Raw genomic sequence first — 20404 nt, 5'->3', positions numbered from 1 at the left:
CGCCAGAACTGTCAGCTCTTCCCCTTCCACTCTTCCTCCTGCAGGGCCCGCCACATCAGTTTGCCTGTGGGCGACTTCGGCAACTGGTCTACGAATTCAATTATTGTCGGCACTTTGTAGGTGGCCATCTGTTCCCTGCACCAGGCGGTGATGTCTTCGGCTGTCGTCTGGCCCTCGGCCTCCGGTGTGAGAACAATGCAGGCCTTGACTGTCTCACCGCGTTTGGGATCCGGCGAGGAAATAATACAAACCTCATGTATCGCCGGGTGTCGGTACATCAAGCCCTCGACTTCCGATGGCCAGACCTTGTAGCCCGAGGCGTTGATCATCCGTTTGACCCGGTCGACCATGAAGAAATAACCGTCTTCGTCGTAATAGCCCAGATCCCCGGTACGGAAGAATCGTTTGCCGTCGATCTCCACGAACGCTGCCTCGGTTTCTGCCGGGCGATTCCAGTATCCCCTGGTGACCTGGGGCCCACAGGAAACAATCTCCCCGGTCTCGCCGGGCCCCTTTTCTTCAAGCGTATCTACATCAATGATCCGGCTGTCCACATCAAACACCGGAATGCCCAGACACTGGGATTTGGGATGGGCATTGGGATTGATGTGGGTGGCCGCCATGGTTTCCGAGAGGCCATAGCCCTCAATGTAGTCCAGCCCGGTCATGCGCTTGAGCTTTTCAGCCACGGCCGAGGGCATGGTGGCACCGCCCCCGCCAATCATGTTGAGGCTGCTCAGGTCGTACTTGCCGATATCCGGGTTGGAGAGAAAATCCACCGCCATGGTGACAATGTTGGTCCAGCCAGTGACTTTGTAGCGCTCAATCAGTCTTGAGGCGGTGGTCCGGTCCCAGCGGGTCATGATCACCGAGGCCGAGCCAGCAAAGATGGGGCCGTTCATGGAGCCGGTCATACCGGTAACGTGGAAAAACGGAAGCGTGGAAAGCTGAACACTGTCGGGCGTGGTGAGGTTCCAGAATACCCGGTGCACAGCCGTGGCCATCACCGAGCGATGGGTATGCATACAGCCTTTGGGCGCACCGGTGGTACCGGAGCTGTAGGGAATCACCGCGAGATCGTCCGGGGTGGCCGTGTGAGGCCCCGGGGCGTGCCCGGCCGCCATGGCGTGCTCCCAGGTGACCACTCCCGGCATATCCCGGGACCAGGCTGGCGCCGCCACCTCGGCGGGCAGGTCCAGATCCGTCTCGGGAGAGATGTAGGTGCGGTAAGAAGCCACCACCACCTGTTCAAGATGGCTGTCACCAATCATCGGTGCAATAAAGCCCGCCAGTTCCTGGCCGGCCAGGCAAACCGTAGCACCGGTATCGGCAATGAAATGCTCCAGCTCCGCCGCCCGGTTCATCGGATTGACCGGGATCACCACCGCATCGGCCCTGAGAATGGCGTAATAGGAGATGACGTACTGGGGAGAGTTCTGCATGTACAGCAGCACCCGATCGCCCTTCTTCACGCCTTGCGCCTGCAGGTAGCCCGCCATGATTTCCACCTCTTCGTTGAGGCGCCGGTAGGTAATGGGCGCGTCGTAGAAGATAATGGCGGTGTGGTCCGGGTAGCGCCGCGCCGAGATTTCCAGGTTGGTGTAAACGCTGGTTTTCGGCAGAGTCATGGTTTTCGGCAGCTCTTTGGGCCAGACCTTGTAGTGACGATCAAACATGGTGTTATTCTCCACGGTGAATCTGATATCTCAGGGCTTCGCACCTTCGCAGGCAATCTTCCAGCCAGTGTCCGCCAGCAGGCTTGCTCGCTTGCCCACCTCCAGGGCGTTGGCATTGGCGGCATTGCCATCCAGAGCCCGCTTGTAGACTCCCTGCAGGATGGCCGCGAGACGGAATAATGAGAACGCCAGGAACACGTGCCAGTCCTCGATGCCTTTTCGGCCCGTCTTCTCGCAGTAGCGGCGGATAATAGCCTGCTCGTCCGGAAGACCCAGCGCCTCCAGGTTTTCACCTTGTAATCCGCGCATGCCCTCCATATCGGCAGGCAAGTAGAAGGGCAGGCAGAAATAGGCCAGATCCGCCAGCGGGTGGCCCAGGGTGGAGAGCTCCCAGTCCAGAATCGCGATCACCTCCGGGCGATCCGGTGCCAGCATCAGGTTGCCGAAACGATAATCGCCGTGGGCGATAGCCGTTTCATCCCTCGCTGGCAGATGCTCGGGCAACCAGGCCATGAGTTTATCCATGGCCGGCAAGTCATCGGTTTTCGAGGCCAGGTACTGTTTGCTCCAACGAGCCACCTGGCGGGCCACGTAGCCCTCCGGCCGACCAAAATCACCCAGACCAACGGCGTTTGCGTCCACCGAATGCAGCGCTGCAAGGGTATCGACGGCTGAGTGGTAAGCGGCCATCCGGTCGCGACGTTTCATATCCCTCAACGCCGAATGGGTGATGATCCGCCCGTCCAGAAAGTTCATCACGTAGAAGGGCGTGCCAATCACATCGGCGTCTTCACACAGCACCCTGACGTTGGGCACCGGCACGTCTGTATGTTCACCCAGCGCGCGCATGACCTTGTATTCCCGCTCGACCATGTGAGCCGAGGGGAGCGTTTTGCCGGGCGGCTTCTTGCGAAGAACATACCGACCACTGTCGGTGTCCAGCAGGAACGTGGGGTTGGACTGGCCACCCTGGAATTGCCTGACCTCCATTCGGCGACCAAATCCCGGCAGCGAGTGCTGAAGCCACTCCAGCAATCGGGACTCGTCAAATGTGTGGGCCGGGAGGACATCGACCAGTTCCGGACTTGTTGTCATAACGCTTAGGCCTTCATTTCTGTGGCGGCGGTTTTCGATTCAGCGATACTGCCGAAGCTCCATCTTGGCGACGGCATCCATATGCACCTCATCCGGCCCGTCCGCCAGCCGCAATGTCCTTACTTTGGCCCAGGCTTCGGCCAGGAAGGTGTCCTGGGAAACGCCGGCGCCGCCGTGTACCTGAATGGCGCGGTCGATCACATTCAGCGCCATACTCGGGGCAATCACCTTGATCATGGCGATTTCCTGGCGGGCTACCTTGTTGCCGACGGTGTCCATCATGTGCGCGGCTTTCAGAGTCATCAGGCGGGCCTGCTCGATCTCCATACGGCTGCGGGCGATGTCCTTGCGGATCGAATCAAACTCCGACAGCTTCCGGCCAAAGGCCTCCCGGGCGTTGGCGCGCTTGCACATAAGCTCCAATGCCCGTTCGGCCACGCCGATGGTGCGCATGCAATGATGGATTCGGCCCGGCCCAAGACGGCCCTGGGCAATCTCGAAACCACGGCCTTCCCCCAGCAGCATATTGCTGGCTGGCACCCGTACATTGTCGTAATGGATTTCGGCATGGCCGTGAGGGGCGTGGTCGTAGCCAAACACGTGCAGGGGGCGGATCATCTTCACGCCGGGAGCGTCCAGGGGCACCAGGATCATGGACTGCTGCTTGTGTTTCTCGGCAGTTGGGTCGGTCTTGCCCATCACGATGGCGATCTTCGAGTTCCGGGTCATGGCGCCGGAGGACCACCACTTGCGGCCGTTGACGATGTATTCGTCGCCCTCACGGCGGATCTCGCAGGCAATGTTGGTGGCGTCGGAAGAGGCTACGTCCGGCTCGGTCATGGAGAAGCAGGATCGGATCTCGCCATTCAGAAGGGGCTTCAGCCATTGGTCCTGCTGCTCTTTACTCCCATACCGTGCAATGGTCTCCATGTTGCCGGTATCCGGCGCGGAGCAGTTGAACACCTCGGGGGCCATGGCGGAGCGGCCCATGATTTCGCAGAGGTGGGCGTACTCGAAGTTGCTGAGGCCCGCGCCGAATTCGCTGTCAGGCAGGAACAGGTTCCACAGACCGGCGGCTCTTGCCTTCTGCTTCAGCTCTTCAATAATGGGCACCGGCGCCCAGCGGTCCTCGGCATCTTCGATCTGTCGATGGTGGGTTTCTTCATTCGGATAGATGTGGGCAGCCATAAACTCGTTTAACTCAGACTGCAGCTGTTTCGCTCTGTCAGACAGCTCGAACATTGCCGTTTCCTCTTTTTGTTTTGTGTCGTGACTGCCATAAAACCGGCAATCACCTGTTCAGACTGCGCCTTTCAGATCGGCACGCCCTCCGGCTTTTCGCTGCCGGAGCGAATGCGGAACGTGGCTTCGGCAATGGCCAGAAGGTTGCCCTGATCGTCATGTACCTCGCCCGTGCTGTTGAAGATCCGGCTGCCACCGGCGCGTTTGCGTCCGGTTACCCGGATCACACCTTCCGAACACTGGCCGGTAAACGTGGTGGTGAGGGACAGGGTGATGGCCTTGCGCATTCTGCCTGGATACGGGCAGTAAGTGCCCGCTTGCGCCATGGCAATGTCCAGCAGGGAGGTCAGCACCCCGCCATGGATCACGCCGCCCAGGTTCAGATGCCCGGGCCGAAGCTCAAGCTCGATGACCGCTTCGTTTTCTTCCCAGGACGCCTGGCGGTAGCCAAGCAGACTGTGGAAGCCCGGCAGATTCTGCCCTTGGGTAATGTGGCGGTTTTCCTCATTCATCAGACGCTCGTTCCAGGTGGGCCAGGGGCCTCGCGTTGTATTTGTCATCCTGTGGTTTTCGTAATTTGTCACGCCTTACGGTTTTGAGTCAATATATTTGAAAGATGGTTTCATCTAGTAAAACTGGATTGACCAAGGACGCATAAAAATGAAAAAGACAACGAGTAGCGGGCCGAACTTTCTGGTTATCATTGCGGCTGAATACCCCTAGTGAGTAGGCGTCAGGCGCTGATACTGCATGTCCGGGGGGGTCGGTAGGAACCAGTCTTATGAACTACCTTTACGATGAGACCGACTACAAGTTCGAACGACAAACATCCTATTGCAAAGCACCAATGTTGTGATAGATTCAGAGAATAAAATTCACCCTGCAGTTATTAGTTCTGCACAGTGAAACACAAAGCAAAGCCACTACAACAATGAACGAGGCACGCTCATGAAACTCTTTGCTACTGCTCGCAAGACTCTGACGGTATATGCGTCAGCCCTTACCCTTGGTATTACCGCCGCGCTATCAGCAGCGCCCGTTGCAGCCCAGGACTCTTTTACCTGGAAACTCCAGTCCCACTTCCCGGGCTCTAGCAGCTCATACACAGACAGCGTGGGCCGAATCAAACGGGTCCTGGAAGAACGTACCGACGGCCGCCTCAAGCTGCAGCTCTACGAAGCCGGTGCCTTGTTCAAAGCCAAGGAAACCTTCAACGCGGTCAGCCGCGGCATCCTGGAAATGGGAACGATCTCTCCGTCCTATGCCCAGGACAAGATTTCCCTGGCTGGCATCGCTTCCGGCCTGCCTTTCGCTTTCCGTAATGTCTGGGAAGCTGCCTACTTCCACCAGAACATGGGCTTCGAGCAGATGCTGCGTGATGAAGCCGCCGAGCACGGCGTTTACTGGGCCACTGACAAGGTTTATCCGACGGAAATGGTCGTCAAGAAGCCCATCGAAAGCTGGGAGGACTTCACCAGCCTGAAGATCCGGTCTTCCGGCGCCCTGCAAACCTTCCTGACCGAAGCCGGCGCTGCCGCTTCCTACATCCCGGGCAGCGAACTCTATTCCGCCCTGGATTCCGGCATTGTTGACGGTGCCCATTGGGGCGCGGCCCAGGGCGCCTTCAGCATGGGCCTGTATGAAGTAGCCAAATACCATGTCCAGCCCGCCCTGAACATTGCCGGCACCGATGTGATCATCGTCAGCCAGAAGGCGATGGACAAATTACCGGAGGACATGCAGGAAATCGTCAAGAATGCGCTGGACGAGCAGTTCTGGGTCCGCACCAACGAGTACCAGTACAAGGAGCGCATTACCCTGGCCAAGGCTATCGAGGAGCAAGGCGTGGAACTTAATGTCCTGCCGGATGAAGTACAGGACAAGCTGGTCGCCACGGCCCAGGCCATGTGGGATGAAGAAGGCAAGCGCAGCGAAAATGCCAGGAAAGCGCTCGACATGCTGAAGAGCTATCTGGCCGACCTGGGTTACCTCTGATCCGCCATTGCTCTGAACAGGGCCGGGGTCCTTGACTCCGGCCTTTCTGTCCCGGAACCAAACCAACATCCCGTGGGAGAGTGCCATGAGTGTGATGATCGGCGCATTCATGAGAGGGGTTACCCGTCTCAATGATTTCATCGGCCGGTGGGTAGCCCTTCTGATTTTCGCGATGTTCGCGTTCCTGCTGCTTGAGGTCGGGTTCCGGTATTTGTTCAACTCCCCCACTGTCTGGACCAATGAACTGACCCAGATGCTGTTTGGTGTCTACGCGGTCATGTCCGGCGGTTACATCATGGCTCATCGTGGCCACGTCAATGTGGACCTGCTGCACTCGCATCTGAAACCCCGGAAGCGGGCAGCCCTGGACATTGTCACATCACTGGTGTTCTTCATTTTTACGCTTGCCCTGCTGTGGTTCGGGATCGATATGGCGCAGGAGTCCATTTCCAGCTGGGAAACCTCCTACTCAGCCTGGAACCCGCCTATCTGGCCGGTAAAGCTGGCCATTCCTGTTGGTACCGCGCTGCTTGTTCTGCAGGGGCTGGTAAAACTGCTCGAAGACATCGCCGTGGCTTTCAACCTGGACTACTACACGCCTCAAGAGTCCGGATCTGAAGGAGATCAGCTGTGAGCATTGAAGCCCTGACCCTTCTGTTCTTCGGTGCCCTGCTGTTTTTCCTGCTGCTTGGCCTGCCCCTGGCATTTGTTCTGGGCGGCGTTTCGGTGGTCTTCCTGTACTTCACCTGGGGATTCGATTCCTTCTATATGGTGGCCTCACAGATCTGGGGCACCATGGAAAGCTTCACCCTGGTCGCCATTCCACTGTTTGTCTTCATGGCCATGATTCTGGAGCGCACTGGCGTGGCCCGGGATCTGTACCGGATGATGCATCTTTGGTGTGGCGGCCTGAGGGGCGGCCTCGCCCTGGGCACCCTGGGCATCTGCGCCGTATTCGCCGCCATGGTCGGTATCAGCGGTGCGGCCGTGGTCGCCATGGGCACCATTGCCCTGCCATCCATGCTTGAGCGGGGCTACGACAAGAACATGGCCCTGGGGGTCATCAACACTGGTGGAGGCTGGGGCATCCTGATTCCGCCCAGCATCCTGATGATTCTCTACGCGCTGATCACCGGCGTTTCCGTGGGCAAGATGTTCGCTGCCGGCATCATGCCCGGCATCCTGCTGATGGTCCTGACCGCCATCTACATCATTGTTCGCTGCCATCTGCAACCGGAACTGGCACCCGCCCTGCCGAAGGAGGAACGGGGCACCTGGCCTGAGAAATTCCGGGCGCTGCGTGCGGTGCTGCTGCCAATCGGTGTTGTGGTCATGGTGCTGGGCTCCATCATTGGCGGCATCACCACTCCGACTGAAGCCGCAGCCATGGGCGTCTTCGGCGCCCTGATCTCGGCCGCGGTCTACAAGCAGTTCAAGTGGCACATTCTGAAAGAAGCCGCCATCCGCACCTTCAAGCTCACCGGCATGATCATGTGGATCCTGTTCGCTGCCCACGCCTTCAGTGCGGCCTACCAAAGCATGGGCGCCCAGGAACTGATCGAGGGATTGATGAACATGGTTCCCGGTGGCCCCTGGGGCATCATTATCGCCATGATGGTGATCGTGTTCCTGCTCGCCATGGTGCTGGACCCGGTGGGCATCATGCTGATCACCCTGCCGGTATTCATGCCGATCGTGGAATCCCTGGGCTTCGATCCGATCTGGTTCGGCATCCTGTTCGTGATCAACATGGAAATCGGCTACATGACGCCACCCTTCGGCTTCAACCTGTTCTACCTGAAGGGCATCGTGCCGCCGTCGATCACCATGAAAGATATCTACAAGTCGATCATTCCCTTTGTAATTGTGGAGATCATCGGCATCATTCTGATCATGATCTTCCCGGAGATTGCCACTTGGCTGCCGGATCTGTTTTTCTGAACCTGACTCCGCCAAGAATTTGCCAGTGAATCTTTCTAAGCGCTACTCTCATAGGGCTCCCGGCATAAGGAACCCGGGACCCAACACAAGGAGAGACGTTTATGCACGGCCCATTATCTGCATCAATCCAGACTGCAGTGCTCACTACACTGTTCACTCTGCTCGCACTGTTTTCTGCGGGCACACAGGCCCAGGGCCTGTCCAACCAGACGATCTCATCGTTCATCGATAGCTTGAAGGCCGCAGAGCAACTAAGTTCCGAATTTGAGGATCTTGGCAATGAAATGGACTCGCCCAATGGCGGCTCAATGCCAGACTTTTCAAGCATGCTCTCTGATTCACTGAGCGAGCTGGAGGGTCACCAGGCCTATGGCAAGCTTGAAGACCTGGTACAGGACCACGGTTTCAAGAGCCTTGAAGAATGGGCTGCCACCGGCGACCGGATCTTTCAGGCCTGGATGGCCATCGAGATGGAACAGCAAAATCCGGCAGCCCGCCAGGAGATGGACGCCGCCATGGCCGAGATTGAAAACAATCCCAATATGACCGCCGAGCAGAAGGCCCAGATGCGGGCGATGATGGAGGGAGCCATGGGCGCGATGGAGACAGCCAGCAATGCACCGCCCGCAGATGTGGACGCGGTGCGCCCCCATGTCGATGCTCTGAGGGAAGCTGGCAACTACTGAAACCATAAATGCCTGGAAAACAAAAGCCCGACGGAGTCACCCGCCGGGCTTTTTCTGCACTACCCGAGGTCAGGCCGGTCTGAGGGCCATCACGCTATCAGGTTGTATACAAACACAATCGCAACCGCGATGGGCGTAACAAACCGGATCAGGTTGTACCACAGGGTGAAGGCTCCACCCTGAAGGGCCAGATCGGTTTTCAGCGATTCTTTCGCCACAAACCAGCCGACGAACACCGCCGTCAGCAAGCCGGAAAGCGGCAGCAGTACGTTTGCGGTAAAGAAGTCCAGCAGGTCGAAGATGGTCTTGCCTTCAAAGCGCTCGAACATGGCCAGCGGAGCCACATCGGCCCAGACGTTGAGCGACAGGATTGAAGCAATACCCAGGCCCCAGCAGAGCACACCCACGAGGATGGCACTGCCGGTGCGGGCGAAGCTGGTTTTTTCTTCCACCCATTCAACCACCGGTTCCAGCAGGGAAATACCGGAAGTCCAGGCAGCAAACAGCAGCAGGATGAAGAACAGAGTGCCGAACAGGCCGCCCATGGGCATGTTGCCGAAAGCGAGCGGCAGGGTCTGGAAGATCAGCCCGGGGCCGGCGCCGGCTTCCAGGCCATTGGCAAACACCACCGGGAAGATGGCCAGTCCAGCCAGCAGCGCAACTACAGTATCCATGATTGCCACGCTGACCGCCGTGCGACCGATGGAGACATCGCTACCAAGGTAAGACCCATAGGCCATCATGATGGCCATACCCAGACTCAGGGTGAAGAAGGCGTGGCCAAGGGCGATCAGAACTCCGTTAATAGTCAGGGCGCCAAAATCCGGCGTGAACAGGAAGCTGACCGCCTCACCGAAGTGGCCAGTGGTGGTGGCATAGCCTACCGCCACCAGCAGCAGAATGAACAGCGCCGGCATCAGGATGGTGACAGCCCGCTCCAGACCACCTTTCAGTCCCTGGGAAACCACCAGGATAACCAGCGCCATAAAGAGGGTATGCCACAGCAGCAGTTGGCCGGGGCTGGCCAGCAGGCCGCCGAATAGCTCGCCAATGGAATCCGCGGTGCCGCCGGTAAAATCACCCATGGCGGCATGTCCTACATAGGACGCGGCCCAGCCACCAATCACCGAATAGAAGGAGAGGATCACGAAGGCCGCGATCATCCCGATGATGGCAGAAATGCGCCAGCCCGGGGCACTGAGGTTGCGCTCTGCCACCAGGCGCATACTGGTGATCGGGTTATGACGACCGTTCCGGCCGATAAACACTTCCGCCATCATGATGGGAATACCGATCACTGCGATACAGAGCAGGTAAACCAGTACGAAGGCACCGCCGCCGTTCTCGCCGGTAACGTAGGGAAACTTCCAGATATTACCGAGACCAACGGCAGAACCGGTTGCCGCCAGAATAAACGCCAACCGGGAAGACCAGAGACCGCGGGCGGCCCCTGCACCGTTACCCGAAACCGAGTTGGACTGAGTCATGTTGTGTTCCTGTGCTTTTGGCTGAGGAATGTCTGTAAAAAGGGAAAGCCACGGCGTTGCCGGGACAATTGGGGCAGGATTCTGCCAGCACTGGCGCGGCGATGCCAGTGCCGGGGCCCTCCGGAACCGGGTGGATCCGGAAGGCGGGGAAGGAAGGGAAAGCTAACTAGCCGTTTTTGCTGATAAACCGGGTGACCAGGTCTTTCAGGCCACGGGACATGGTGCTGAGTCGGTCACTGCTCTGTTTTGCAGAATCAGCCTGGGCATCACTGTGGTCGGCCAGTTCGGCGATGTTGGTAATCTGGCGATTGATCTCGTCCGACACCTGGCTCTGCTCTTCAAAGGCCGCAGACATGCTGATAAAGCTGTCGGAAATGGTCTGGATGGACGTTACGATATCCTTGAGGGAGTTCTCGGCTTCCCGCACCTTCTCAAGCCCCTGACCGGCTACGGCCTCGCCGTCCCGGGTTGCCTGAACCGCCGAGTCCACCTGCTGGCGGAAGTCATCGATGACGTTCTGGATGCGCACGGTGGATTCCCGCGTGCGGCGGGCGAGGGAGCGCACTTCGTCCGCCACCACGGCAAAGCCACGACCCTGTTCTCCCGCGCGGGCCGCTTCAATGGCCGCGTTCAGTGCCAGCAGATTGGTCTGTTCGGCTATCTCTGAAATCAGGTTGGCCGCTTCACCAATGCTGTTGGTGGACTCACCCAACTTGCTGATGGTGGCGCCAATGCCGTTTACGCGGGTAACCAGCTCCTCAATGGCCACCAGTGCCTCGGCACTGCGGTCACTGCCAACATCCGCCAGACGGTTGGCTTCCTCGGCTTCCCGGGCATTGCTGGTGACCGACTCGGCCACTTCCTGGATCGACGCGGTCATTTCATTGATGGCAGAGGCGGTCTGATCGGTCTCTGCCCGCTGACGAGCAATAGCAGACGCCCCTTCGCTGATGTACTGATGGGAAGCCCTGGCCTGCTCATAGAGCAGTTCCGCCTGGTCATCAATCCGCGCCAGAGCGGTGCGAACCCGAGCCTCTTCACTGACCAGCAACAACGACAGCTGCGAGAACAGTCCGCGCTCGTCACTGTAGGTGCGGGCAACAATCGGATCGCGGAAGGCATCCGGCCGCAGGTCCAGCAACGCGCGCAAACGGGCCGCCAGGGAACGGAACACCAGGCCAAAACCCAGAGCGTGCCCGACGATGATCAGGGCTGCCGCCAACCAGGGTTGATTGATCTGCAGCGCGCCAAGACTCAGCACCAGGGACACCAGGAACGGCCAACCGGAACGCAGCATCGACAGGGCGCGGTTGCTGAAGGATGAAGTCATTCTGCCCGCAGAGATCTTGCCGTAAAGCCTCTCGGCCCGTGCGATCTGGTCACGGGTTGGTTCGACCCGTACCGATTCGAAGCCCACCATCTGACCATTCTCGCGAATGGGCGTCACATAGGCGCTGACCCAGTAGTGATCGCCGCTCTTTGCACGGTTCTTGACCACACCCATCCACGCCTTGCCGGCTTTCAGATAGTCCCACATATCCTTGAACACGGCCTGGGGCATGTCCGGATGGCGGATAAGGTTGTGGGCCTGGCCAATCAGCTCTTCCCGGGAGAACCCGCTGATCTCCACAAATTCTTCGTTGCAGTAGGTAATCACCCCTTTCAGGTTCGTGGTGGTAATCAAGCGCCCGCCTTTCCGCATTTTGACTTCACGCTGGGTGACCGGGAGATTTTTGCGCATACACAAACCTTATTATTCAGAGCTGACTACGGAAATAGAAACAGGCGCACAAGAGTAGCCTCTGACGACAATCATTGATATTCGTCAAAAGTTACCCTGCGTGTAGGAGTGTAACGGCACAGATTCGAATAACCTTAGTTCGAGTAGCTATTTATACTTATGCTGAAACCGCCAGCCGGGCCCGGGGATGGAAACGCGCGTTGACCCAGAGGGAGAAGGCAATCACGCCGCCCCCGATTGTCAGCCTCAGCAGGTCGGCATCGCGGTTCCAGATCAGCAGGTTCACGATCAGGCCCGCCGGCACCAGCGCATTGTTCATGATGGCCAGGGTGCCGGCATCAACCACACAGGCACCACGATTCCACAGGAACAGACCCAGGCCGGAGGCAGCAAGCCCCAGCCACGCCAGGATGCCCCACTGCACAGGGGTGGTGGGTAGTTTGTCGGCATTGCCGAAAATCAGGAAGGATGGCAGGGCGATGATCAGGGCGCCAAAAAAGAAATAGCCAAATGTCCGGTAGGCCGGCAATTCGGTCGGGTAGTGTTGCATCACATGCTTGTAACCCACCTGACCGGCCGCAAAGGTAAAATTCGCCACCTGGAGCAACAGAAAGCCGGTAATGAAGTCCTCACTGAGCCCGTCGTAGCGTATGATACCCGCCCCGATGGTAGCGATGGCTGCGGCCAGAAGCGCAATTGGCGAGAACCGCCGGAACAGGGCGTCATCCAGCAGGGTCACGTACAGTGGGGTGAAAATGGTGAACAGCAGCACTTCCGGGACGGTCAGATAGCTGAAGGACCGGTAGAGGCACAGATAGGTAATACCGAACTGCAACATGCCGGTGACCAGAATGCCCAGTTTCTGTCCGGACGCCACACCACGCCAGCGGGTGAACGGCAGGAATACCAGAGCACCGAGCAGAACACGACTGAGTACCGCAAAATCGCTGTCCACCTGGCCGGCCAGAAATTCGCCGATCAGGCTGAATGAAAACGCCCACAGAACGGTAACAAAAACCAGAAGTCCCATCGCCACTGCCATCTGTTGTGATCAAGGCGCGTACTTTAACGGTTTTGGGAGAAACTTGCAGTGCAGAACCACCGGATAAAACCCCATGGATGAAATCCACCAGCCTTTACCGGAGACCCGACAGCCGCTGGTTGCCAGAACCCTGACGGAATGGCGAACCCTCGCCATCCTGGGTGGGCCGATTCTGATCGCCCAGGTGGCCCAGATGGCCAATGGTGTAATCGATACCATCATGGCCGGTCACGCCAGTGCCGAAGATCTGGCGGCGGTGGGAATCGGCAGCAGCCTCTGGATGCCCCTGTTCCTGTTTTTCATGGGTATGCTGGGGGCCTTGCAACCCATCATTTCCGGTTACAACGGTGCCCGGGAGGTTGAGAAAATCATGCCCGCCACCTGGCAGGGCCTGTATCTTGCTGCCGCCGGGTCCGTCATCATGATTCTACTGCTTACCCATGTGCATCCGGTACTGGCGCTTCTGAACCTGGAGGCCAACACAGCACGCATTACCCAGGGCTACCTGGATGCCTTTGCCTGGGGCATACCGGCGCTGCTTCTTATCACAGCGCTTCGGGGCTTGACCGATGGTCTCGGACACACCCGTGTGATCATGGCATTTTCTGTTCTCAGCACACTGATCAACCTGCCCATGAACTACATCTTCATTTACGGCAAGCTGGGGTTGCCCGCCATGGGCGGGGTCGGTTGCGGCTGGGCGACATCCATATCCAATGGTGTCGCGGCAGCAGCCTTGCTGGTGTATCTGAACCGCAGCCGGGTTTACCGTCAGTTTCATCTGATTTCTGATTGGGTAAAGCCGGACCTTGCGGGCATTCGTTACATACTCGGCATCGGCGTGCCGATTGGCTTCACCATTTTCGTGGAGGCCAGCTTGTTCTCGGTGATCGCCCTGTTCCTGGCGCCGCTTGGCCCGGTTGTGGTGGCGGGCCATCAGATCGCCCTGAACGTGGTGTCGTTACTGTTCATGCTGCCGTTGAGCATCGGTATGGCATTAACACTGCGGGTCAGTTTCCTGATGGGGGCGAGGGCGCCGGCCACTGCACGCCTGATCTCTCGCAGCTCGCTGATTCTCGCAGCCGCTACAGCGCTGGTCTTCGCAGTGTTGCTGTTCGTATTCTCACGGGAGATCGCATCACTTTATACCAGCGACCGCGACGTTCAGGCGGTTACCGTCAGGCTCCTGATGTTCGCGGCACTGTTCCAGATTGCCGATGTTATCCAGGTCACCTGCATCAGCGCATTGCGGGGCTACAAGGATACCCGCATTCCGATGTTCATCATGCTGTTTTCATTCTGGGGCGTCGGTATGCCACTGGGGTATCTGCTGACCTTCACGGACTGGCTGGTGCCGGCCATGGGAGCCGCCGGCTTCTGGGTGGGCCTGACCGGCGGTCTGGCATCAGCCAGCATTCTGCTGGGCTGGAGACTCTTCCTCTACGCACCAGAGGGCGATCAGGCAGTACCTGCGACCGGTTCCGGGGCCCGGTGAGGGTCCGCAAACACGATCCGGTCCCGCCCCGTTTCCTTGGCTTCATAAAGCGCAGTGTCCGCCCGAGCGAGCCAGCTATCGACACTTTCGCCGTGCCGGAGCAATGCAACACCGAACGAGGCAGTCACGGAACCGCCCGGGTGCCTCATGTATTTGCGCAGAACCTGCTGCAAATTGTTCATCACCGCTTTCAGGCCAACGCCATCGACGCCCGGCAATAACAATACAAACTCTTCACCGCCATAGCGGAACAGCTGGTCTGACTTGCGCGTATTCTGTTTCAGCAGGGCAACAAGATTGGTCAGAACCTCATCGCCCACACCATGGCCATGCTCATCGTTGATCTTCTTGAAATGATCGATATCCAGCAGAACCAGGGCATAGGGCAACCCGGTACGCTCGGCATCCGATGCGGCCAGGTCCAGCTCCTGATCCATGGAACGCCGGTTCTTGATGCCGGTCAGCGGATCAATGGTTGCCAGGTGCTCCAGACGTTCCCGTTGATCGTGATTCCTGTGGGCAAATACGTAGGCGCAGGCGCTGACCACAAATGCGGTTGAGGCGAACGACCACATCTGGACGTCAGAGCGGAAGGCACCGCCGTGGACCATCAAGGCAACGACGGAAGCAACGTTCAGAAATACGGCGATACGGGGATTGGCCAGGAAGAACGTGGTCACCAGGCAGGGGTATAACCAGAACAGCCCCGGTTCCCCGACAACGGCACCAACAGCCACCGCTCCGCTGCAGGCAATAACCGCCAGCACAAGGCCGCTTCTTCGGGTGTCACCTGTTACCCAGGCGTAAACCAGGGTTGCCAGGATGCCAAGAAGAATGGCCGTATCGACAACACCCGCAAGGGTATTGCCCTGCAAAAAGCGCATGGCGGCAAAGGGCGTAATGCCCAGTATGGCACTGGCGCCCAGCAGGGTAATGATCGACAACCTGAAATCGGTCTGAAGGCGATGGAACATTTGGTGTTCTCGTCCAAGAAAGTACTATTCCGAATTCCAGAATAGCGCAAGCAACTTGAATGATCGTTATGGGGCAACGATTCTTTACATATTCCCTATCAGAACAGACAAAGTGTGAACGCACGCTCATTTTTTATCAAGAGAAGTCGGGACAGCGGTAAAATCCGGTAAAACCACACCGTTTTACCGCCAGAGAGCCAGGCACTCCAGTAGAGACGCACGGGCATTCAGGGTTACACTTGCCACATAACTAACCTGTACCCGAGACACCTGATTTGACCGAACTTGTCCGAATTGCACCCGGCGCACTGACCATCGGCCGGCCCCTGCCCTGGAACGTCTACGATGCAGACGGCAACGTCCTTCTGCGCCAGGGCTATGTAATTCAGACCAATTCCCAGCTGGAGCAACTGTTCGAGCGGGGCCGGTTCAAGCCCCGCAAGATCGAACGCCCCCAGGAAGAAGTCGTCGAGGACAACCGGGAGCGCAATCCGTTTGCCGACTACCCGGATCTGCTCCACTCCCTTGAGGCAACTCTGAACGCCATTACCGAATCGGATCCGGCAGCGCAGAAACGCCTGTTGGGACTGGCCCGGATGATCGAGCGTACCTGCACCGAATCCCCGGAAGCCAGCCTGGCGCTGGTCCACCTATACTCCATCGGGCCAGTGATCCACGAGCAGATTCTGTTTTACGCCATTCTGTGTCAGTTCATCGGTCGACAGTTCGGACTGGAAGACAAGCGGGTGGCCGTGCTCACCGCCGCCGCCCTGACTGCCAACCTGGCCCTGGTACCGATTGCCGATAAGCTGAATGCGTCGAATACCGTCCTGAACGATGAGCAGCGGGGGGTGATTCGCAAACACCCGGAACGCAGCATTCAGGCCCTCAAGGCGGCAGGTATCGACAACAAGCTGCTGTTGACCATCATTGCCCAGCATCACGAGCAGGCCGATGGCACCGGTTATCCAAAAGGGCTCAGTGGCACGGAAATACGGCCGGAAGCGGAAATTCTGGCCCTGGCAGAACGCTATGTGGCCATGATCACCAAACGAGCCTACCGACAGCGCATGAACGTGGCCAACGCCCGGAAGCTGATTGCCAATCTGGCCGACGGCAAATTCCGCCCAGCCATACCCAAGGCGTTGCTGCAGGTTCTGGGGGAGTACCCTCCCGGCATTCTGGTACGTCTGGAAAACAATGAGGTAGGCGTGGTTACCCGCCGGCCGGTAAGGGCCCGGGGGCCCTTCGTGAAGGCCATTTTCGGTCCCCGCGGCAACCGCTATACCGGCACCTTCGAGCGGGACACCAGCGAGCCGGACTTCGGCATCCAGTCTCTCGAAGAGCCGGAAATCATGCCCTCCATGGACTTCAGCCTGGTCTGGGGTTTCCGCTCGTAATCCTCTTACAGGCCCAGCGCTTTGGCGTGGTGGTCCAGATGATCATCAATGAACGAGGCAATGAAGAAATAGCTGTGGTCATAGCCCCGATGCATGCGCAAATTGATGTGATGATGAAACTTCTCACAGGCATCCGCCAACACATCCGGGTTCAGTTGGCTATCCAGAAACTCATCCGCAGTTCCCTGATCCACCAATAGCGGCAGGCGCTCCCGGGCAGTCGGAATCAGGAGTGTGGCATCCCATTCTTCCCAACTGCGGGTATTGTCACCGAGATACCCTTTGAACGCTTTCTGGCCCCAGGGGCATTCGGTGGGGTTGGCAATGGGGGCAAATGCCGACACCGACGCATAGCGGCCCGGATTCTTCAGGGCACAGATCAGGGCACCGTGGCCACCCATGGAATGGCCGCTGACCGAGCGCTTATCGGTGACCGGCAATTCGTTCTCGACCAACTGTGGCAGCTCTTTTACCACGTAGTCGTACATCCGGTAATGGGGCGCCCAGGGCTGCTGGGTAGCGTTGATGTAAAAGCCGGCCCCTGTCCCGAAATCGTAGCTTTCATCTTCGCCCGGCAGGTTCAGGCCACGGGGGCTGGTATCCGGACACACAATGGCCATGCCCAGCTTGGCGGCCCGCTTCTGGGCGCCGGCTTTCTGCATGAAGTTCTGGTCTGTACAGGTCAGCCCTGACAGCCAGTAGAGGACCGGCACCTTTTTCGGGTTGGAGCCCACGGCCACTGGCGGCAAATACACCGCAAATTCCATGTCGCATTCGAGGGTAGCGGAGGTGTGCCGGTAACGGCGGTGCTCTCCTTCGAAACTGACGTTCGTGGATAGGAGTTCCATAATGTCCTCGATCTTTGAAAAGGATGTGGATCAGTCTTCGGCGCTGGCGTACTTTGGCAGTTCCAGCCCGCAACCGGTCCGCGCCAGCTCTGCAAGAATGGCAGTACGTGTGACTATACCAATCAGTTTGCCGTGGTCCACCACCGGATACACCTTGGGCTTGCCAGCTCCCAGATTCTGGGCGAGATCCACAACGGACATTTCGGGCGAAATGGTCACCGGCTTCCGGAACATGACATCATCCACGATCGGGTCGCCCTCGCAGTGATAGTTGCTCACCAGCAGGGCGTGAATGCAATCCTGCTCGGAAATGAACCCGAGCACGTGTCGGTGCTCATCAACAACCGGCAGGCCGGTCACGTGATTGTGAAGCAGTGTCTTCACTACCTTGGTGAGCTGGGTGCCACAACGGATTGGCTCAATGTGGTTCCACATGACATCAGACACTTTGAGTGAACGCATGGGCAGAATCCCTCCCCTTGTTGGATGGTCGCCTTTGCTATGAGCATAGGCAATCACACCCGAATCCACCACTTTTCCCGCGCTATCGGTTTACACAGAACAATATCTGACTAAACTCAATCGGTTATACCCAACCCGGGTCAAAAACTTAAACCAATCCATGGCATACAAAGGGAGATCCCATGGAAGCTATTTCTGAATTCGTAGGTCAGATAAACGGACTGGTCTGGGGCCCACCCATGCTGGTGCTGATACTTGGTGTCGGGCTGTTCCTCAGCCTCGGCCTCAAGCTGATGCCGGTGCTGAAGCTGGGCGCCGGCTTCCGGCTTATGTGGAAAGGCCGCAGTGCCGCCGGTGCTGAATCCGAAGGTGAGATTCCACCCTTCCAGGCCTTGATGACGGCGCTGTCCGCCACTGTTGGCACCGGCAACATCGCCGGCGTTGCCACCGCGGTGTTCCTCGGGGGCCCTGGCGCCCTGTTCTGGATGTGGCTCACGGCCCTGGTGGGTATGGCCACCAAGTACTCCGAAGCAGTCCTGGCAGTACGTTACCGGGAAGTGGATGAGCGCGGCGCTCACGTCGGTGGCCCCATGTACTACATCCGCAACGGACTGGGCAGCAAGTGGACCTGGCTCGGGGTCCTGTTTGCCATATTCGCTGCTATTGCCGGTTTCGGTATCGGTAATACCGTTCAGGCCAACTCGGTGGCTGATGTCATGGAAACCAATTTCGGTCTGCCCCACTGGGTAACCGGCCTGATCCTTATGGTTCTGGTGGGCATGGTCCTGATCGGCGGTATCCGCCGGATCGGCCACGTGGCCAGCGCACTGGTGCCCTTGATGGCGGTGTCCTACCTGATCGCAGGGCTTGTAGTGCTCGCCATCAACGCAACCGATATTCCTGCAGCCTTTGCCCTGGTGTTCAAGCACGCGTTCAGTCCCATCGCCGCGGAAGGCGGCTTTGCCGGCGCCGCTGTCTGGGCCGCAATCCGCTTCGGGGTGGCCCGGGGCATCTTCTCCAACGAGGCCGGTCTGGGCTCTGCCCCCATCGCACATGCGGCCGCGCAAACCCGGAACCCGATCAACCAGGGCATGGTTGCGATGCTCGGCACCTTCATCGATACCATCATCATCTGCACCATCACCGGGCTGGTGATTATCACCTCCGGGACCTGGACCTCCGGGGAATCCGGTGCGGCCCTGACGTCCATGGCCTTCCAGGAGGCACTGCCCGGCGTTGGCAACTATCTTGTAGCCATTGCCCTGGCCGTTTTTGCGTTCACAACCATTCTGGGCTGGTCGTTCTATGGTGAGCGCTGTGTCGAGTTCCTGTTTGGCGTAAAAGCCATCGTGCCGTACCGGATTGCGTGGATACTCGCCATCCCCGTGGGCGCCACCCTGAACCTGGGCTTTGTCTGGCTGGTGGCAGATACCCTCAATGCCATGATGGCGCTGCCGAACCTGATCGCTCTGCTGCTGCTCAGCCCGGTGGTGTTCAAGCTCACCCGAGAGCACTTCGAGAAAGAAAAATCGCTGGGGGTCTGACCCCCTTGTAATTGCTTCATCCGGCACAAAGGTTTGTCGTATACACTCAAAACACAGCCCGCGATTTTCGGGCCGGAACAGCAAACGAAATTGTCACAACCATGATCAAAGGAGAGTAAACATGACTTTACGTCTTGGAGACACCGCCCCTGATTTTGAACAGGACTCCAGTGAAGGGAAAATTTCGTTTTACGACTGGCTGGGCGACAGCTGGGGTGTCCTGTTTTCGCACCCGGCGGATTTCACCCCGGTCTGCACCACCGAACTGGGCCTGACTGCCAAGCTGAAGGATGAATTCGCCAAGCGCAGCGTCAAGGCCATCGCCCTGAGCGTCGATCCGGTCGACTCCCACCAGGAGTGGATCAAGGACATCAACGAAACCCAGGGTTGCTCGGTGAACTTCCCGATCATCGCCGACCATGATCGCAAGGTGTCCCAGCTGTACGACATGATTCACCCGAATGCCGACAGCAGCCTCACCGTGCGCTCTCTGTTCGTGATTGATCCGAACAAGAAAGTTCGGTTGATCATCACCTACCCGGCCAGCACCGGCCGCAACTTCAACGAAGTTCTGCGAGTGATCGACTCACTGCAACTGACCGACGAGCACAAGGTTGCCACACCGGGCAACTGGGAGCGCGGCGGTGACGTGGTCATCGTTCCGTCCCTGCAGGATGAGGATGAGATCAAGCAGCGCTTCCCGAAAGGCTACAAGGCCGTGAAATCCTACCTGCGAATGACACCGGACCCGAAAGCCAACTGGAGCGGTGACTGAT

Annotated in this window: 18 protein-coding genes; 8 read left to right on the top strand and 10 right to left on the bottom strand. The window is 58.3% G+C overall.

The window, feature by feature from the left end; all coding sequences use genetic code 11:
• Positions 1–11: 11 nt before the first annotated feature.
• The 4 genes from ACESMK_RS02285 to ACESMK_RS02270 all read right to left on the bottom strand — a co-directional run bounded on the left by ACESMK_RS02285 (position 12) and on the right by ACESMK_RS02270 (position 4525).
• The gene (locus ACESMK_RS02285) at positions 12–1676 is read right to left on the bottom strand and encodes a long-chain fatty acid--CoA ligase (protein WP_372994848.1); all 1665 of its coding nucleotides are present in this window, start codon (positions 1674–1676) and stop codon (positions 12–14) included.
• Between the two features lie 30 nt (positions 1677–1706).
• On the bottom strand, positions 1707–2771 hold the full coding sequence (locus ACESMK_RS02280; RefSeq protein ID WP_372994846.1) for a phosphotransferase: 1065 nt from the start codon (positions 2769–2771) through the stop codon (positions 1707–1709).
• A 39-nt stretch (positions 2772–2810) separates the two neighbouring features.
• On the bottom strand, positions 2811–4013 hold the full coding sequence (locus tag ACESMK_RS02275; RefSeq protein WP_372994844.1) for an acyl-CoA dehydrogenase family protein: 1203 nt from the start codon (positions 4011–4013) through the stop codon (positions 2811–2813).
• A 71-nt stretch (positions 4014–4084) separates the two neighbouring features.
• On the bottom strand, positions 4085–4525 hold the full coding sequence (locus tag ACESMK_RS02270; RefSeq protein WP_372995431.1) for a PaaI family thioesterase: 441 nt from the start codon (positions 4523–4525) through the stop codon (positions 4085–4087).
• Between the two features lie 436 nt (positions 4526–4961).
• Between ACESMK_RS02270 and dctP the strand changes: the two genes are divergently transcribed.
• The 4 genes from dctP to ACESMK_RS02250 all read left to right on the top strand — a co-directional run bounded on the left by dctP (position 4962) and on the right by ACESMK_RS02250 (position 8635).
• Positions 4962–6008, top strand: coding sequence for a TRAP transporter substrate-binding protein DctP (dctP, locus tag ACESMK_RS02265; protein WP_372994842.1), 1047 nt, complete (start codon positions 4962–4964; stop codon positions 6006–6008).
• A gap of 85 nt (positions 6009–6093) precedes the next feature.
• Entirely contained in the window at positions 6094–6642 is a 549-nt protein-coding gene (locus tag ACESMK_RS02260) for a TRAP transporter small permease subunit (protein ID WP_372994840.1), read from the top strand.
• A complete protein-coding gene (locus ACESMK_RS02255; RefSeq protein ID WP_372994838.1) occupies positions 6639–7949 on the top strand; it encodes a TRAP transporter large permease subunit in 1311 nt (436 codons plus the stop codon). Before ACESMK_RS02260 ends, ACESMK_RS02255 begins: the two co-directional genes overlap by 4 nt.
• Positions 7950–8050: 101 nt before the next feature.
• On the top strand, positions 8051–8635 hold the full coding sequence (locus tag ACESMK_RS02250; RefSeq protein ID WP_372994836.1) for a hypothetical protein: 585 nt from the start codon (positions 8051–8053) through the stop codon (positions 8633–8635).
• 89 nt (positions 8636–8724) lie between these two features.
• On the opposite strand, the gene ACESMK_RS02245 is transcribed toward ACESMK_RS02250, so the two are convergent.
• From ACESMK_RS02245 to ACESMK_RS02235, 3 genes are all read right to left on the bottom strand, one after another.
• Entirely contained in the window at positions 8725–10122 is a 1398-nt protein-coding gene (locus ACESMK_RS02245) for a sodium-dependent transporter (RefSeq protein ID WP_372994834.1), read from the bottom strand.
• Between the two features lie 166 nt (positions 10123–10288).
• Positions 10289–11863 (bottom strand): PAS domain-containing methyl-accepting chemotaxis protein, encoded by a 1575-nt coding sequence (locus tag ACESMK_RS02240; protein ID WP_372994832.1) that lies wholly within the window; start codon positions 11861–11863, stop codon positions 10289–10291.
• A gap of 157 nt (positions 11864–12020) precedes the next feature.
• Complete coding sequence (locus tag ACESMK_RS02235; protein ID WP_372994830.1) at positions 12021–12893, bottom strand: carboxylate/amino acid/amine transporter; 873 nt, start codon at positions 12891–12893, stop codon at positions 12021–12023.
• Positions 12894–12978: 85 nt separating this feature from the next.
• Between ACESMK_RS02235 and ACESMK_RS02230 the strand changes: the two genes are divergently transcribed.
• Positions 12979–14400: an MATE family efflux transporter gene (locus tag ACESMK_RS02230; protein ID WP_372994828.1), complete on the top strand. Its 1422-nt coding sequence runs from the start codon at positions 12979–12981 to the stop codon at positions 14398–14400.
• On the opposite strand, the gene ACESMK_RS02225 is transcribed toward ACESMK_RS02230, so the two are convergent.
• Complete coding sequence (locus ACESMK_RS02225; RefSeq protein WP_372994826.1) at positions 14364–15374, bottom strand: GGDEF domain-containing protein; 1011 nt, start codon at positions 15372–15374, stop codon at positions 14364–14366. The genes ACESMK_RS02230 and ACESMK_RS02225 overlap by 37 nt on opposite strands.
• 275 nt (positions 15375–15649) lie before the next feature.
• Between ACESMK_RS02225 and ACESMK_RS02220 the strand changes: the two genes are divergently transcribed.
• A complete protein-coding gene (locus tag ACESMK_RS02220) occupies positions 15650–16774 on the top strand; it encodes an HD-GYP domain-containing protein (protein ID WP_372994824.1) in 1125 nt (374 codons plus the stop codon).
• A gap of 5 nt (positions 16775–16779) precedes the next feature.
• Here ACESMK_RS02220 and fghA read toward each other — a convergent pair whose 3' ends face one another.
• Together fghA and ACESMK_RS02210 are read right to left on the bottom strand one after the other, a co-directional pair.
• Entirely contained in the window at positions 16780–17622 is an 843-nt protein-coding gene (gene fghA, locus ACESMK_RS02215; RefSeq protein ID WP_372994822.1) for an S-formylglutathione hydrolase, read from the bottom strand.
• 30 nt (positions 17623–17652) lie between these two features.
• On the bottom strand, positions 17653–18084 hold the full coding sequence (locus ACESMK_RS02210) for a CBS domain-containing protein (RefSeq protein WP_372994820.1): 432 nt from the start codon (positions 18082–18084) through the stop codon (positions 17653–17655).
• 182 nt (positions 18085–18266) lie between these two features.
• Here ACESMK_RS02210 and ACESMK_RS02205 point away from each other — a divergent pair, with 182 nt between their 5' ends.
• Together ACESMK_RS02205 and ACESMK_RS02200 are read left to right on the top strand one after the other, a co-directional pair.
• Positions 18267–19628 (top strand): alanine/glycine:cation symporter family protein, encoded by a 1362-nt coding sequence (locus ACESMK_RS02205; protein WP_372994818.1) that lies wholly within the window; start codon positions 18267–18269, stop codon positions 19626–19628.
• A 121-nt stretch (positions 19629–19749) separates the two neighbouring features.
• A complete protein-coding gene (locus tag ACESMK_RS02200; protein WP_372994816.1) occupies positions 19750–20403 on the top strand; it encodes a peroxiredoxin in 654 nt (217 codons plus the stop codon).
• Position 20404: the final 1 nt, after the last annotated feature.

The sequence above is a fragment of the Marinobacter sp. genome, from assembly GCF_041687235.1.
In the GTDB taxonomy this organism is placed as follows: domain Bacteria; phylum Pseudomonadota; class Gammaproteobacteria; order Pseudomonadales; family Oleiphilaceae; genus Marinobacter.
Note: the sequence above shows the minus strand (reverse complement) of the source record. Positions and strands in the feature narration are given on the sequence as shown.

What these genes read in the sequence shown, in the direction of transcription:
- ACESMK_RS02200 (WP_372994816.1), top strand. Translation starts at nt 19,750, where the DNA reads ATGACTTTACGTCTTGGAGACACCGCCCCTGATTTTGAACAGGACTCC.
- ACESMK_RS02225 (WP_372994826.1), bottom strand. Translation starts at nt 15,374, where the DNA reads ATGTTCCATCGCCTTCAGACCGATTTCAGGTTGTCGATCATTACCCTG.
- ACESMK_RS02240 (WP_372994832.1), bottom strand. Translation starts at nt 11,863, where the DNA reads ATGCGCAAAAATCTCCCGGTCACCCAGCGTGAAGTCAAAATGCGGAAA.
- ACESMK_RS02285 (WP_372994848.1), bottom strand. Translation starts at nt 1,676, where the DNA reads ATGTTTGATCGTCACTACAAGGTCTGGCCCAAAGAGCTGCCGAAAACC.
- ACESMK_RS02235 (WP_372994830.1), bottom strand. Translation starts at nt 12,893, where the DNA reads ATGGGACTTCTGGTTTTTGTTACCGTTCTGTGGGCGTTTTCATTCAGC.
- ACESMK_RS02205 (WP_372994818.1), top strand. Translation starts at nt 18,267, where the DNA reads ATGGAAGCTATTTCTGAATTCGTAGGTCAGATAAACGGACTGGTCTGG.
- ACESMK_RS02280 (WP_372994846.1), bottom strand. Translation starts at nt 2,771, where the DNA reads ATGACAACAAGTCCGGAACTGGTCGATGTCCTCCCGGCCCACACATTT.
- ACESMK_RS02230 (WP_372994828.1), top strand. Translation starts at nt 12,979, where the DNA reads ATGGATGAAATCCACCAGCCTTTACCGGAGACCCGACAGCCGCTGGTT.
- ACESMK_RS02245 (WP_372994834.1), bottom strand. Translation starts at nt 10,122, where the DNA reads ATGACTCAGTCCAACTCGGTTTCGGGTAACGGTGCAGGGGCCGCCCGC.
- ACESMK_RS02260 (WP_372994840.1), top strand. Translation starts at nt 6,094, where the DNA reads ATGAGTGTGATGATCGGCGCATTCATGAGAGGGGTTACCCGTCTCAAT.
- fghA (WP_372994822.1), bottom strand. Translation starts at nt 17,622, where the DNA reads ATGGAACTCCTATCCACGAACGTCAGTTTCGAAGGAGAGCACCGCCGT.
- ACESMK_RS02210 (WP_372994820.1), bottom strand. Translation starts at nt 18,084, where the DNA reads ATGCGTTCACTCAAAGTGTCTGATGTCATGTGGAACCACATTGAGCCA.
- dctP (WP_372994842.1), top strand. Translation starts at nt 4,962, where the DNA reads ATGAAACTCTTTGCTACTGCTCGCAAGACTCTGACGGTATATGCGTCA.
- ACESMK_RS02270 (WP_372995431.1), bottom strand. Translation starts at nt 4,525, where the DNA reads ATGAATGAGGAAAACCGCCACATTACCCAAGGGCAGAATCTGCCGGGC.
- ACESMK_RS02275 (WP_372994844.1), bottom strand. Translation starts at nt 4,013, where the DNA reads ATGTTCGAGCTGTCTGACAGAGCGAAACAGCTGCAGTCTGAGTTAAAC.
- ACESMK_RS02250 (WP_372994836.1), top strand. Translation starts at nt 8,051, where the DNA reads ATGCACGGCCCATTATCTGCATCAATCCAGACTGCAGTGCTCACTACA.